Annotated in this window: 12 protein-coding genes and 1 pseudogene; 8 read left to right on the top strand and 5 right to left on the bottom strand. The window is 72.8% G+C overall.

Annotated elements, in window-relative coordinates:
- Window positions 1–28 precede the first annotated feature (28 nt).
- From ABVB68_RS34775 to glgX, 5 genes and pseudogenes are all read right to left on the bottom strand, one after another.
- Window positions 29–1,267 carry a putative hexosyltransferase gene (locus tag ABVB68_RS34775; RefSeq protein ID WP_353605203.1) on the bottom strand — a complete coding sequence of 413 codons (1,239 nt, stop codon included), beginning with the start codon at window positions 1,265–1,267 and terminating at the stop codon, window positions 29–31.
- Between the two features lie 29 nt (window positions 1,268–1,296).
- A pseudogene (locus ABVB68_RS34770) lies at window positions 1,297–2,079 on the bottom strand (dolichyl-phosphate beta-glucosyltransferase); the annotation flags it as partial.
- A gap of 185 nt (window positions 2,080–2,264) precedes the next feature.
- A complete protein-coding gene (locus tag ABVB68_RS34765) occupies window positions 2,265–2,867 on the bottom strand; it encodes a hypothetical protein (RefSeq protein ID WP_353605202.1) in 603 nt (200 codons plus the stop codon).
- A 10-nt stretch (window positions 2,868–2,877) separates the two neighbouring features.
- Complete coding sequence (locus ABVB68_RS34760) at window positions 2,878–3,384, bottom strand: SigE family RNA polymerase sigma factor (RefSeq protein WP_353605201.1); 507 nt, start codon at window positions 3,382–3,384, stop codon at window positions 2,878–2,880.
- 147 nt (window positions 3,385–3,531) lie between these two features.
- Window positions 3,532–5,772, bottom strand: a complete 2,241-nt coding sequence (gene glgX, locus ABVB68_RS34755; protein ID WP_353605200.1) for a glycogen debranching protein GlgX — start codon at window positions 5,770–5,772, stop codon at window positions 3,532–3,534.
- A 221-nt stretch (window positions 5,773–5,993) separates the two neighbouring features.
- Here glgX and ABVB68_RS34750 point away from each other — a divergent pair, with 221 nt between their 5' ends.
- From ABVB68_RS34750 to ABVB68_RS34715, 8 genes are all read left to right on the top strand, one after another.
- Entirely contained in the window at window positions 5,994–7,217 is a 1,224-nt protein-coding gene (locus ABVB68_RS34750; RefSeq protein WP_353605199.1) for a L,D-transpeptidase, read from the top strand.
- 367 nt (window positions 7,218–7,584) lie between these two features.
- Complete coding sequence (locus ABVB68_RS34745; protein WP_503006517.1) at window positions 7,585–8,814, top strand: L,D-transpeptidase; 1,230 nt, start codon at window positions 7,585–7,587, stop codon at window positions 8,812–8,814.
- Between the two features lie 79 nt (window positions 8,815–8,893).
- Complete coding sequence (locus tag ABVB68_RS34740; RefSeq protein WP_353605198.1) at window positions 8,894–9,661, top strand: enoyl-CoA hydratase/isomerase family protein; 768 nt, start codon at window positions 8,894–8,896, stop codon at window positions 9,659–9,661.
- A 298-nt stretch (window positions 9,662–9,959) separates the two neighbouring features.
- Entirely contained in the window at window positions 9,960–10,463 is a 504-nt protein-coding gene (locus ABVB68_RS34735; protein ID WP_353605197.1) for an ATP-binding protein, read from the top strand.
- Window positions 10,464–10,609: 146 nt separating this feature from the next.
- A complete protein-coding gene (locus ABVB68_RS34730; protein WP_353605196.1) occupies window positions 10,610–11,416 on the top strand; it encodes a polysaccharide deacetylase family protein in 807 nt (268 codons plus the stop codon).
- Window positions 11,416–12,597, top strand: coding sequence for a YncE family protein (locus tag ABVB68_RS34725; protein ID WP_353605195.1), 1,182 nt, complete (start codon window positions 11,416–11,418; stop codon window positions 12,595–12,597). The genes ABVB68_RS34730 and ABVB68_RS34725 overlap by 1 nt, the downstream gene beginning before the upstream one ends.
- A 116-nt stretch (window positions 12,598–12,713) precedes the next feature.
- Complete coding sequence (locus tag ABVB68_RS34720) at window positions 12,714–12,926, top strand: EF-hand domain-containing protein (RefSeq protein ID WP_353605194.1); 213 nt, start codon at window positions 12,714–12,716, stop codon at window positions 12,924–12,926.
- 189 nt (window positions 12,927–13,115) lie between these two features.
- A complete protein-coding gene (locus ABVB68_RS34715; RefSeq protein WP_353605193.1) occupies window positions 13,116–13,778 on the top strand; it encodes an NADPH-dependent F420 reductase in 663 nt (220 codons plus the stop codon).
- Window positions 13,779–13,886 lie beyond the last annotated feature (108 nt).

Raw genomic sequence — 13,886 nt, 5'->3', positions numbered from 1 at the left:
GGCCGCGGGCGGGGCCGCTACCGCCGGATCACGGCACCCCCAGCTCGAACAGGGCGTATCCGGCGTACGAGCCGGAGGCGAGGGCCGCGATGCCGAGCAGCGTGCACTGCACGGGCAGGCTCAGCCGGCGCATCCCGAGCGCGAGCGGCAGGAACAGCGGGAAGCACGGCAGCAGATAGCGGGAGATGTTGGCGACGATCTGCTGGCTGCCGAGGACCAGCGCGAGCGTGAGGACGGTGTACACGACCAGCACGGCCGGCGGGCGCAGCCGCAGCAACAGGGGCAGCAGCGCGATCGCCAGCAGGATCACGCAGACGCTGATGACGTCCGCGAAGGGGAAGGCGAACAGATAGTCGAAGCGGCCGATCGGCACGGACGTCAGCACGTCGAACGTCTGCTTGCCGTAGTCGAAGCTGTGCGCCCAGGCGCCCGACTGCAGCTTGAAGTAGCCGCCCAGGTCGCCCATGCGGTCGCCGACCCACAGCAGATAGCCGATCAGGCCGAGCGGGGCCAGGGCGAGCGCGAGCAGGGGGTGCAGGGCGGAGTCCTCGCGGCGGCGCAGGGCGAGCAGCGCGGCGACGGCGAGCGCGGCGATCAGAGCCGCGGCCGTCGGCCGGTTGAGGCCGGCCGTGAAGGTGAGGATCCCGGCGCCGAGCCAGCGGCGGGTCATGAGGGCGTGGCAGGCCCAGGCGGCCAGGGCCACGTAGAGGGAGTCGGAGTAGACCGCCCACTCCACACCGGAGCCCGGCCACACCGCCCACAGCCCGGCCGCGGCGAATCCGGCCCGCCGGCCGCCGAGCCGCTCGGCGACGGCGTAGATGCCGAGGGCGGCCGCGAAGGAGGCGGCGACCGAGACGACCAGCCCCGCACCATAGGAGCCGAGCCCGGTGACGGCGGAGGTCAGCCGCATCAGGGCCGGGTACAGCGGGAAGAACGCCGCCGAGTTGCCCTCCAGCGTGATCAGGCCGGTGGCGCCCGGGACCGGGACGAGCCTGGGGTCGTAGCCGTGCAGGGCGATCTGCTGGTACCACCAGCCGTCCCAGGTGGCCAGCACGTCCCACGGGTGCGCTCCGCCGCCGAACCGGGGGTGCTTGGTGCGGTAGTCCCCGGCGGAGGACAGCAGGTACATGAAGGAGCAGAAGCCGGCCAGCTTCAGCGCGCCGAACAGGGCGAGCACGGGCCCGTGCCGGCGCCCGGCCGCCCGCAGCCGGGCGCCGGGCTCGGCCCGGGCGGCCGGCGCCTGCGTGCCGGGCAGGGTCGCGGTCATGAGGGCACCGCTTCGCCACGCGGCCGGCGGCGGGCCAGGTCCCGGCGCATCCGGGCGATCCCGCGCAGGTCGGCCAGCGCGGTGGCGAGGAGGTCCACGCTGCTGTCCGGGTCGTCGACCCAGTCCACCGGGACCTCGTGGATCCGCAGGCCCGCCCGCTCGGCGAGCACCAGCAGTTCGGTGTCGAAGAACCACCCCCCGTCCCGCACCTGCGGCAGCAGCCGTTCGGCGGCCTCGCGGCGCACCGCCTTGAACCCGCACTGCGCGTCGGAGAAGCCGACGGCGAGGGTGCAGCGCAGCAGGACGTTGTAACAGCGGGATATGACCTCGCGCTTGGTCCCGCGCACCACCCGCGCGCCGGGGGCGAGCCGGGTGCCGATGGCCAGGTCGGAGTGGCCCGATATCAGCGGGGCGACCAGCGGCAGCAGCGCGGTGAGTCCGGTGGACAGGTCCACGTCGAGGTAGGCCAGCACGGGCGCCGCCGAGCCCGACCAGGCCGCCCGCAGCGCCCGGCCGCGGCCCTTCTCGGGCAGCCGGAGCGAGGTCACCTCGGGCAGCTCCGCGGCGAGCCGGGCGGCGATGCGCGGGGTGCGGTCGGTGCTCGCGTTGTCGGCGACGGTGATCCGGAACGGATAGGGGAAGGTCTCCCGCAGATGCGTGTGCAGCCGCCGTACGTTCGGGCCGAGGTCCTTCTCCTCGTTGAACACCGGCACGACCAGGTCCAGTACGGGCTCGCCCGCTTGCGTCGGCACAGGGGCGCGCGGTGGTGCCGGTGCCGGGACCGCTGGTCGGCTCGGTCGGATGTGAGTCATGTTGATCCCCGTTTGTTCCGGTATGTCGGGCATGCGAGGGCAGGGGGCAGCGGGCAGCGGGTGGCGGGCGTCAGCCCGAGGGCAGGGGGCGGCGGGTGGCTGACTTCAGCCCGGGGGCTGGGAGGGTGGCGGCCGGTGGGTGGCTGACTTCAGCCCGGGGCAGGGAGGGCGGCGGGCGGCGGGCGTCAGCCACTCCGGCTGGTCGCCGAGGGCGGGATGCCCGACGGCGAGACGGTGGCCGGCGCCGTGGTGGTCTCGTCCGGGGAGACGGTCCCTTCCGAGGAGACCGCCCCTTCCGAGGAGGTCGCCGTGGCCGACGGCGGATACCGGCCGGTCGTGGCCGTGCTCCCGGGGCTGGACGGCGGGTCGGAGGTCGTCGCGCCGGCGTCCGGTGGCGGCTGGGTCGTCGGCGACGACGACGGCGGCCCGCTCGCCGCCCCGGACGGCGTCGGTGACGGGCCCGGGCCGGAGGTCGGGCTGACCAGGGGACGGGGACGCGGCGCGCTGGGCCGGTCGTCGGTGTGGCCGTGCGGCCACAGGAACAGCCCGGCGCCCAGCCCCGCCACCGCCAGCACGCAGCCGGCGGCCCGGCGCGCGGCCCGCACCCGGCGGCGCGCCACCACCCGTGCGCGCAGCCGGTTCCGCTGACCGGGGCCGAAGGACACCTGTTCCCGGGTGTGCATCAGCTGCGTCAGCTGCCGCTCGAAGTGGTCCCGGTACTCCGGGTCATCGCCGGGATCCAGGCGCTCCGTGCGAGCCACGTCGTCCAGATGCTCCATGCGGTCCATGGGTCCTCCCTCACCCCACCGGCTCGATGACGTCGGCCAGGAGCCCGCGCAGCCGGGCCACCCCGCGCGCGGCGTGGGACCGGGCCGTGCCCGCCGGGCAGCCCAGGATCTCCGCGACCTGCCGGTCGGGCAGGTCCTGGTAGTAGCGCAGGACCACGGCGGCCCGCTGCTGCGGCGTCAGCTGCGCGAGCGCGGCCTCCAGCCGGGAACGCTCGGCCACGGCCGCCGACACGTCGCCGTCCGCCGCCACTTCGGGCAGCTCCTCCACGGGCCGCTCGCCCCACCAGCGCCGCCGGGCCGATCGGGCCGCGGCCCGCGCCAGCACTTTGCGGACATACGCCTCCGGCGCTTCGTCGGCGACCTTCGCCCAGACGAACCACAGCTTGACCAAGGACTCCTGCAACAGGTCCTCGGCCCGGTGCCGATCCCCTCCGGTGAGCAGACGGGCCAGATGGAACAACACCGACCAGCGGGCCGCCACGAACGCGTCGTACTCACCGGCCCTGGTCTGCTCCATCCCCACGGTCCTCGTTCTCGCCGGCTGCCTACACCAGGAGTAAGGCCCTGGACCCCGCCCCCTGCTGCACCCCCCGGACGTGACCTGCGTCACGCACAGGCCGCGCACCGGCTCGGGGCAGTCTCCCGCACCGGCGGCGGGGCCGGTTCAGGCGACCCTCAGCAGCAGTACCGCCCGGGCCGGGACCGTGATCCGGGTGCCCGCCCGGTGGACCGTGCCCGGTGCCTCGGCCTGCTCCTCCCGCGACGTGTCCACGACCACCTCGTACCGCTCGGCCCACGGCGGCCCGGGCAGGACGAAGCCGGTCGGCCGGTCGCCCGCGTGCAGCACCGCGAGGAAGCTGTCGTCCAGGACCGCCGCCCCCCGCTCGTCCCGGCCCGGGATGTCCCGCCCCGACAGGTACATGCCGAGCGTGGCCGCGGGCGCGTACCAGTCGAGCTCGGTCATCTCCGCGCCCCGCGAGGTGAACCAGGCCAGGTCCCGCAGTCCGTCCGCGGTCTGCGACCGGCCGGAGAAGAAGGCCCGCCGGCGCAGCACCGGATGCCGGTGGCGCAGCGCGATCAGCCGCGAGGTCAGCTCGAACAGCGCCCGCCAGCCGGGGTCCTGCAGCAGCGACCAGTCCAGCCAGCCGATCTCGTTGTCCTGGCAGTAGGCGTTGTTGTTGCCGCGCTGGGTACGGCCCAGCTCGTCACCGGCGACCAGCATGGGCACGCCGGTGGACAGCAGCAGGGTGGTGAGCAGGTTCCGCAGCTGCCGTCGCCGCAGCGCCCGCACCCGCTCGTCGTCGGTCTCGCCCTCCGTGCCGCAGTTCCAGGAGCGGTTGTCGTCCGTGCCGTCCCGGTTGTTCTCGCCGTTGGCCTCGTTGTGCTTGCGCTCGTAGGAGACCAGGTCGCGCAGGGTGAAACCGTCGTGCGCGGTGACGAAGTTGACCGAGGCGTACGGGCGCCGGCCGCCCCAGGCGTACAGGTCGCTGGAGCCGGAGAGGCGGTAGCCCATCTCCCGCACGTCCGGCAGGGCGTGCCGCCAGAAGTCCCGTACCGCGTTGCGGTAGCGGTCGTTCCACTCCGTCCACAGCGGCGGGAACGCGCCGACCTGGTAGCCGCCCGAACCGATGTCCCAGGGCTCGGCGATCAGCTTCACCCGGCGCAGCACCGGATCCTGGGCGATGACCGCGAGGAACGGGGAGAGCATGTCGACGTCGTGCATCGAGCGGGCCAGCGCCGCCGCGAGGTCGAAGCGGAAACCGTCGACGCCCATCTCCGTGACCCAGTAGCGCAGCGAGTCGGTGATCAGCCGCAGCACCTGGGGCTGGACGACGTGCAGGGTGTTGCCGCAGCCGGTGTAGTCGGCGTACCGGCGGGCGTCCGGCTGGAGCCGGTAGTAGCCCCGGTTGTCGATGCCCTTCAGGGACAGGGTCGGCCCCAGCTCGCCGGCCTCGGCGGTGTGGTTGTAGACCACGTCGAGGATGACCTCGATGCCGGCCGCGTGCAGGGCGCGCACCATCCGCTTGAACTCGCCGACCTGCTGCCCCGTCGTACCGGAGGCCGCGTAGGCCGCGTGCGGGGCGAAGTAGCCGATGGAGTTGTAGCCCCAGTGGTTCTTCAGGCCCCGGCGCAGGAGGTGGTCCTCGTGCGCGAACTGGTGCACGGGCAGCAGCTCCACGGCCGTGACGCCGAGGTGCACCAGGTGCTCGATCGCGGCCGGGTGCGCCAGCCCGGCGTAGGTGCCGCGCAGCTCCTCGGGGACGCCGGGGTGCAGTTTGGTGAAACCGCGCACGTGCAGTTCGTAGATGACCGAGTCGGCCCACGGCGTCTTGGGGCGCCGGTCGTCCGACCAGTCGTCGTCATCGTGGACGACGACCCCCTTCGGCACGTGCGGCGCCGAGTCGCGCTCGTCCCGCACGGTGTCCGCGACCTGCTGTTCCGGCCAGTCACGGACGTGCCCGTACACCTCGGGCGGCAGCCGGAACTCACCGTCCACCGCCCGGGCGTAGGGGTCCAGCAGCAGCTTGGCCGGATTCCAGCGGGCGCCGGTCCACGGGTCCCAGCGGCCGTCCACCCGGTAGCCGTACCGCTGCCCCGGCATCACGCCCGGCACGAAGCCGTGCCAGATCTCGTGCGTCAGCTCGGTCAGCGCGACCCGCGCCTCCCGGCCCCGCTCGTCGAACAGGCACACCAGGACCGCCTCCGCCCCGGCCGCCCACAGCGCGAAGTTGGTGCCCGCGACCCCGTCCGGGCCGACCCGGAACCGGGCCCCCAGCGGGGTCGGCGCACCCGGCCACACGGCCGGGGCGGGCGGTACGGCCCGCCGCGAGCCGTTCACCGCCGCCGGTTGCCCGCTCCCGGCCGGCTCCCCGGCCGGTGCCCGCTGCTCGGCTGCGCTCGTCACCTGTCGGCCCCTCTTCCCGTGCCTCGCCCGGGGGCGGCGCAGTCCGCCGCGCCCGGCGGCCGGGCATGCCTGTCGGCACCCTCGGCCACCCGGCACAGCTGCGCCCCGACGGCTCCGGCGCGGGCGCGGCGGCTCCCCAACGTGTCGTCCTTCCCTCTGTTCTGCCCAGTGCGTGCGTCGCACTCACGTTTCCCCGGAGCCGCCCCGTCGTTGAGCCCCGCGTGAGGCACGTACAAGGACGCGCGTGGCGCGCGTGGGCCGCGCTGGCGGCGGTAGTGATGGGGACAGGGCTGCTGGCCGGCTGTTCCCCGGACGGCCCAGGACCGCTGGGCATGGGCGGGGCGCTGGGCGGACGCCCGGCTCCCGAGGACGTCATCCGGGTGACCCCCGAGGACGGTGGCAAGGCCGTACGGCCCGGCGACCGGCTGCGGGTGCGGGTGCCGGGCGGGCGCCTGGAGAAGGTGACCGTCGTCAAGACGCAGGACGCGCAGGACTTCCCGGTCCGCGGGCACGTCAGCGAGGACGGACTGAGCTGGCGGCCGGACGACGACCGGCTGGCGCTCGCCGCCGAGTACACCGTCGACGTGGTCGCCCTGGACGCCCGGGGCCGCCGCTCCGCCCGGCACACCACGTTCACCACCTACGTCCCCGACCAGCGGTTCATCGCCTACGTCACCCCCGAGAACCGGGCCGTCGTCGGCACCGGGATGATCGTCTCCCTCTCCTTCAGCCAGGAGATCGCCGACCGCGCCGCCGTCGAACGCGCCGTGCACGTCACGGCGCGGCCGCCCGTCGAGATCCGGCCCCACTGGTTCGGCAAGGGCCGTCTGGACTTCCGCCCCGAGCACTACTGGAAGCCCGGCACCGAGGTCACCGTCGACCTGGACCTGCGGGACGTCGAGGGCGCGCGCGGCATCTACGGCCTGCAGGACAAGACCTTCTCCTTCACCGTCGGACGCAGTCAGGTCTCGCTGGTCGACGCGGCCAAGCACACCATGGACGTACGGCGCGACGGACAGCTGCTCGCCACCGTCCCCATCACGGCGGGCGCCCCCAAACACCCGAGCTACAACGGGAAGATGGTGGTGATGGACATGCTGGAGGTCACCCGCATGAACAGCCGAACCGTCGGTTTCGGCGGCGAGTACGACATCCCCGACGTGCCGCACGCCATGAAGCTCACCGACTCGGGCACCTTCCTGCACGGCAACTACTGGAACCCGGACGCCCCCGGCCGGGAGAACGTCAGCCATGGCTGCGTGGGCCTGACGGACGTCAAGGGCGGCAGCTCGGACACCCCCGCTGGCTGGTTCTTCGACCGGAGCCTCGTCGGCGACGTCATCGAGGTCGTCAACAGCAAGGACAAGACCGTCGCCCCCGACAACGGCCTCGGCGGCTGGAACATGACCTGGAAGGACTGGCGGGCGGGCAGCGCGCTGAAGTGACCCGGGCGCCGGGCCCGCCGGTCACGCGGTTGTGGGCGGCCCGCCGGGCGGCCCGCCGGGCGGCACCCGGCCGTGACCGGCCGCCCGGCGGTACGGCTCTCCGGCGGTACGGCTCCCGGCGGCTCGGCTCTCCGGCGGTACGGCTCTCAGCGGCTCGGCTCGGCTCCCGGCGGCTCGGCTCTCCGTCCGCTGGGTAGAAGCAGGAGGTGAGGGGCGGGGTTCACGGTGCCGGTGGACGGCGGAAGTTGCGACGGAACGGTGACATTCGCCTGACACCACGCCCAAAACCCGGCGGATACCATGCCCCAATGTGCGCGCGGGACGCGCCGGGGCATGGCCTGACCTGGGCCTGTGAGGGGAGAACAACTTGAACGTGCGGCCGATATCGGGGGCATCGGTTGTGGGGCGGGGCATAGGCCGCAAGGGGCCGGCGCTGGTGGCCGGCGCGCTGCTGCTGGCGCTCACGGCGTGCGGCGGGGGCGGCGGTTCCGGTTCCGGTCCGGGCGACGGCGGGGGCAAGGGCGGCGCCCGGGACAAGCAGTCGGCCGCAGCCGTCACCATCACCCCCAAGTCCGGTGCCACGGGCGTCGACACCACCGACGCCGTGAAGGTCGACGTCGCCAAGGGCAAGCTGACCGAGGTCACGGTCGAGGACGCCAAGGGCGCGAAGGTCGACGGCAGGATAACCGGCGGCGCCTCCTGGACGCCGTCGACCCACCTGGCCGCCGGCACCAAGTACACGGTGCACGCGGTCGCCGAGGACTCCGAGGGCCGCAAGGCCGCCGAGGACTCCAGCTTCACCACGCTGACTCCGAAGAACACCTTCGTCGGCTACTTCACCCCCGAGGACGGCTCCACCGTCGGCGTCGGGATGCCCTTCTCCGTCCACTTCACCCGGGGCATAACCAAGCCCCAGGACGTCGAGAGGGCCATCACGGTCAAGACCGAACCGGCCGTCGACGTCGAGGGGCACTGGTTCGGCAACGACCGCCTGGACTTCCGGCCCGAGAAGTACTGGAAGACCGGCACCAAGGTCACCGTCGACCTGAACCTGGACGGCGTCGAGGGCCGTGACGGGGTCTACGGCAAGCAGCACAAGACCCTGAAGTTCACCATCGGCCGCAACCAGGTCTCCGTCGTGGACGCCAAGAAGCACACGATGAAGGTCACCCAGGACGGCAAGGTCGTCAAGACGATCCCGGTCACGACCGGCAAGCCCGGCTACGCCACCTGGAACGGCCAGATGGTCATGAGCGAGAAGCTGACCGTCACCCGGATGAACGGCGAGACCGTCGGTTACGGCGGCGAGTACGACATCAAGGACGTCCCGCACGCCATCCGCCTCACCACCTCCGGCACCTTCATCCACGGCAACTACTGGGGCGGCGGCGCCTTCGGCAACTTCAACGCCAGCCACGGCTGCGTCGGCCTGCGGGACGTGCGCGGCGGCTACAGCAAGAGCGTCCCGGCGGCCTGGTTCTTCAACCACTCGATGATCGGCGACGTGGTCGTCGTCAAGAACTCCGACGACCGCACGGTGGACCCCGACAACGGCCTCAACGGCTGGAACATGTCCTGGGCCGACTGGAAGAAGTGACCCGTCCCCGGTGTACGGGCCCGGTGCTGTGAGGAACGGCACCGGGCCCGTCGGCGTTAGTCCCCGTTAACCTGCCTGCATGACCGTCAATCTCGAAGTCGCCGAAGGCGTGGGAGTCCTGCGTCTTGACCGGCCGCCGATGAACGCGTTGGACATCGCCACGCAGGACCGGCTGAAGGAGCTCGCCGAGGAGGCCACGCGCCGCGACGACGTGCGTGCCGTGGTGATCTACGGCGGCGAGCGGGTGTTCGCGGCGGGCGCGGACATCAAGGAGATGCAGAACATGGACCACGCGGGCATGGTCGCGCGCGCCCGTGCCCTGCAGGACTCCTTCACCGCCGTGGCCCGCATCCCCAAGCCCGTCGTCGCCGCGATCACCGGCTACGCCCTCGGCGGCGGCTGCGAACTGGCCCTGTGCGCCGACTACCGCATCGCCGCCGACAACGCCAAGCTCGGCCAGCCCGAGATCCTGCTCGGCCTCATCCCCGGCGCCGGCGGCACCCAGCGGCTGCCCCGCCTGATCGGCCCCTCCAAGGCCAAGGACCTGATCTTCACGGGCCGTCAGGTCCGCGCCGACGAGGCCCTGGCCCTCGGCCTGGTGGACCGCGTCGTGCCGGCCGCCGAGGTGTACGAGCAGGCGCGCGCCTGGGCCGCCGGGCTCGCCCAGGGCCCGGCGATCGCGCTGCGCGCGGCGAAGGAGTCGGTCGACACCGGTCTGGAGACCGACATCGACACCGGACTCACCGTCGAACGGAACTGGTTCGCCGGCCTGTTCGCCACCGAGGACCGCGAGCTGGGCATGCGCAGCTTCGTGGAGGAAGGGCCCGGCAAGGCCAAGTTCCGCTGAGCCCGCCGATGTGAACTTTCGCGTAACTCGGCCCGAGACACTTGCAGTTGACGCGATGTCTCATCCGGGTCCCCCGATGGGGCGGTTTATGGGAGCCTTAACGCAACCTTAAGCCTGGCTTGTCGAGGGAGCCTGACGATTGCCCGGAAGTGAGCCGTCGCCGCAGGTCGCCGGGGGTGTACCGGACCCCGGTATGCCCTTGGCATATGACGGACGACCTGCCCGGAACGGGGGCGTGTGGGGGGCGTATTCCTCCGGAACGGCCCCCAAGTCGTCGGCGGCCCGCCATCATGGGGGCATGGCGGGGCTGGAGGGCATCGAGCAGCCGCGGGGACACAGCCGTGCGACCGCGGCGCGCTGGTCGCCGGCGGTCGAGGACGAACAGGCGCTCAAGGCGCTGGAACTGTTCGGCAACCCGACGGAGGCGGAGGTGCCGCTGCCGTCCCGCCCCGAGTCCGCCGCCAGCGCGCGCCGGCTCGCCCAGATCGTCGTCCTGCGCACCTGGCGGCTGTCTCCCAAGCTGACCGAGGACGTCGTCCTGCTCGTGTCCGAAGTCGTCGGCAACGCCGTACGGCACACCGGGGCCCGGGTCTTCGGCCTGCGGATGCGGCGCCGTCCCGGCTGGATCCGGGTGGAGGTCCGGGACCCCTCGCGCGGGCTGCCGTGTCTGATGCCGGTCCAGGAGACGGACGTCAGCGGCCGCGGGCTCTTCCTCGTGGACAAGCTCTCCGACCGGTGGGGCGTGGACCTGCTCCCGCGCGGCAAGACGACCTGGTTCGAGATGCGGGTCGCCGACCGCTGAGCAGGCGGCGAGTGGGCGGGTGCGCGACCGTCCACCCCGGGCCTCCCGGTCACCGCTCGCCCTCACGGCCCCGCCCCGCGACCGCACGACCCGACGCCATCCCCCAAAGCGACTAATCGGCGGATTTCTTACCCATCACCCCTTAAATGGTGGGCGTGACCACCACCAACCGACGCGAGGTGCTGCGCGCGGGCGCCGGGCTCGTCGCCGGCGGCGCGCTCGCCGCCGGTTGCGGCTCGGGCCAGGCCGCACCGCCCCCCGCCCCGGCCTCGGCGTCCGCGTCCGCCGCCCGTGCCCCCGGCCACTCCGCAGCCACCCCCCGGGCCGCCCCGGCCCCCCGCGCCTACCCCGGGCAGCCGGTCCAGATCACCCACGGCCCGCGCACCCGTCCGCAGGTCGCCCTCACCTTCCACGGCCAGGGCGACCCCGCCCTGGCCCACTCGCTGCTGAGCGAGGCGGAGAAACGGGGCGCCCGCCTCACCGTGCTCGCCGTCGGCACCTGGCTGGACGAGCACCCGGACGTCGCCCGGCGCATCCTCGACGGCGGCCACGACCTCGGCAATCACACCGAGCGGCACATCGCCGTCAACACCCTCGCCGAGGCCGACGCCCGCAAGGAGATCACCGACTGCGCCGGCCGGCTCCGGCGGCTCACCGGATCCATCGGCACCTGGTTCCGCCCCTCCCGGGCGCCCACCGCCTCCCCGCTCGTCGCGCGGCTGGCCCAGGCCGCCGGCTACCCGCACGTGCTGTCGTACGACGTCGACTCGCTCGACTACACCGCCCCCGGCGCCGCCGCCGTCACCCGCAAGGTCCTCGCCGACGTGCGGAACGGATCGGTGGTGAGCCTGCACTTCGGTTACCGGGACACGGTCGCCGCCCTGCCCGACCTCCTCCACGAACTCGACCGCCGCGGACTGCGCGCGGTCACCACCACGGAGCTGCTGAGCTGATGCGAACCACCCATGCCGCCCGCCTGCTGGCCGCAGGCGCCGCACTCACCGCCCTGACGCTGCTGTCCGCGTGCGGCGGCGGGCACCACGAGGACGAGGCCCTCGCCAGCAGGGCACCGGTCCAGCCGAAGGTGAAGCAGGCTCTGGTGAGCGTGCTGCCCGGGATGCCGCCCGTGGAGGATCCGACCGACATCTACTCCGCCGACCGCCCGGGCCGGCTCTCCCCGACCGTCAGGGACTTCCCGTCGCGGGTGTACGTCCCCAACACCAACTCGAACACCGTCACCGTCATCGACCCCGCGACCTACCGGATCCTCGAGACCATCCCGGTCGGCCGCCAGCCCCAGCACGTCGTGCCGTCCTGGGACCTGAAGACCCTCTGGGTCAACAACGACCTCGGCAACAGCCTCACCCCGATCGACCCGCGGACCGGCAAGGCCGGAAAGCCGGTCGACGTGCACGACCCCTACAACCTGTACTTCACCCCCGACGGCAAGTACGCGGTCGTGATGGCCTCCATGGACCGGCAGCTCGTCTTCCGCGACGCGCACACCATGAAGGTCGTCAAGTCCGTGCCGGTCAGCTGCTACGGCGTCAACCACGCCGACTTCTCCGTCGACGGCCGCTACTTCATCGTCTCCTGCGAGTTCAGCGGCGAGCTCCTCAAGGTCGACACCGCGCGGATGGAGGTCGTCGCCCAGGAGAAGCTGCCGCTGCACGGCGCCATGCCGCAGGACGTCAAGCTCTCGCCGGACGGCAAGCGGTTCTACATCGCGGACATGGTGGCCGACGGGGTGTGGGTGCTCGACGGGGACAGATTCACCCGGCCCGAGCTGCTCGCCACCGGCAAGGGCGCCCACGGCCTGTACATCAGCCGGGACTCCCGCGAGATGTACATCTCCAACCGGGGTGAGGGCACCATCTCGATCTTCGACTTCGCCGCCGGCCGGCTCACCAAGAAGTGGCACCTGCCCGGCGGCGGCAGCCCCGACATGGGCGGCGTCTCGTCCGACGGCAAGGTCCTGTGGCTGTCCGGCCGCTACAACGCCGAGGTGTACGCCATCGACACCCGCACCGGGGCCCAGCTGGCCCGCATCAAGGTCGGCAGCGGCCCGCACGGCCTCGCCGTCTATCCGCAACCCGGCCGCTACTCCCTCGGGCACACCGGCATCTTCCGCTGACGCCGGGCCGGGGCCGGCCGGGTGGCCGCCGCACTCCGGGCTCGGCGGGGCCGTTAATCTGACCAGCGTCAGTACGCCAGCTCGGCAATGAGAAACACGAAAAAAGGGGCGGATCGGTGGCGGACATCGAGGAAGCACGCAAGCAGTTCCAGCGGATCGATGCGGACGGTGACGGATTCATCACCGCCGCGGAGTTCAAGTCCGCCCTGGCTCAGGCGGGTGACTGGAACGTCACCGACACCGTGGCGGAGGCCGTCATCAAGACGCGTGACCTCAACGGCGACAAGGTCCTGTCGTTCGACGAGTTCTGGGCCTACCTGAGCAAGTGACGTACCCGTGAGGGGGCGCTCTTCCCGCCGGGAGCGGGCGGGGCGCCCCCTTCGTCATGCCCCTGCGGCCCCTGGGTGCGGGGGCCGCTCACCCGGTTGCCGCGGCGGCGGAATACGCCCCGGCCGTGCCCGGTTGACGCCACCGTACGAACGCATGCACATGCATGCATCGACTCCGGAGGGCATGTCATGAAGATCGGCATCATCGGTGCGGGCAACATCGGCGGCAACCTCACCCGGCGGCTCACCGCCCTCGGCCACGACGTGTCCGTGGCCAACTCGCGCGGTCCCGAGACCCTCGCGGCACTGGCCGAGGAGACCGGCGCCACCCCGGTACCCGCAACGGAGGCGGCCAAGGGCGCGCAGGTCGTGATCGTCACCGTCCCCCTGAAGGCGGTCCCGGACCTCCCCTCCGGCCTGCTGGACGGCGCCGCCGAGGGCGTCGCGGTGATCGACACCGGGAACTACTACCCGCAGCAGCGCGACGGCCGGATCGCGGCCATCGAGGACGACGGCCTCACCGAGAGCCGCTGGACCGAACGGCACCTCGGCCACCCGGTCGTCAAGGCATTCAACGGCACCTATGCCCAGGACCTCCTCGACCGCCCCCGCCCCGCGGGGGACCCGGAGCGCATGGCACTCCCGGTCGCCGGCGACGACGAGGCGGCCAAGCGGATCGTCCGGGACCTGATCGACGAGCTGGGCTTCGACACCGTCGACGCGGGCGGCATCGACGACTCCTGGCACCAGCAGCCCGGCACCCCCGTCTACGGCCTCCAGGAAGGCGTCGAGGGGGTGACGAGGGCCCTGGCGCAGGCGTCACCGCAGCGGCCGGCGGACTTCCGGGGCTAGGTCCTGTCTGACACGTCGTCGCCCGAAGGGCGGCCGCGCGGCGTCAGGTGCGTGCTCTCGGCGTGCCGGCCCCAGGCGCTCGTACGGGACGTACTCGGGTCTGGGGCC

It is taken from the genome of Streptomyces sp. NPDC096012, from assembly GCF_040426375.1.
Taxonomy (GTDB): domain Bacteria; phylum Actinomycetota; class Actinomycetes; order Streptomycetales; family Streptomycetaceae; genus Streptomyces.
The sequence above is the reverse complement of the archived record's forward strand: the minus strand, read 5'-3'. Positions and strand labels throughout refer to the sequence as shown.

Bases quoted from the DNA above. Each gene is read 5' to 3' on its own strand.
- ABVB68_RS34775 (WP_353605203.1), bottom strand. From the start codon at position 1,267: ATGACCGCGACCCTGCCCGGCACGCAGGCGCCGGCCGCCCGGGCCGAG.
- ABVB68_RS34765 (WP_353605202.1), bottom strand. From the start codon at position 2,867: ATGGACCGCATGGAGCATCTGGACGACGTGGCTCGCACGGAGCGCCTG.
- ABVB68_RS34760 (WP_353605201.1), bottom strand. From the start codon at position 3,384: ATGGAGCAGACCAGGGCCGGTGAGTACGACGCGTTCGTGGCGGCCCGC.
- ABVB68_RS34740 (WP_353605198.1), top strand. From the start codon at position 8,894: ATGACCGTCAATCTCGAAGTCGCCGAAGGCGTGGGAGTCCTGCGTCTT.
- ABVB68_RS34735 (WP_353605197.1), top strand. From the start codon at position 9,960: ATGGCGGGGCTGGAGGGCATCGAGCAGCCGCGGGGACACAGCCGTGCG.
- ABVB68_RS34730 (WP_353605196.1), top strand. From the start codon at position 10,610: ATGGTGGGCGTGACCACCACCAACCGACGCGAGGTGCTGCGCGCGGGC.
- ABVB68_RS34725 (WP_353605195.1), top strand. From the start codon at position 11,416: ATGCGAACCACCCATGCCGCCCGCCTGCTGGCCGCAGGCGCCGCACTC.
- ABVB68_RS34715 (WP_353605193.1), top strand. From the start codon at position 13,116: ATGAAGATCGGCATCATCGGTGCGGGCAACATCGGCGGCAACCTCACC.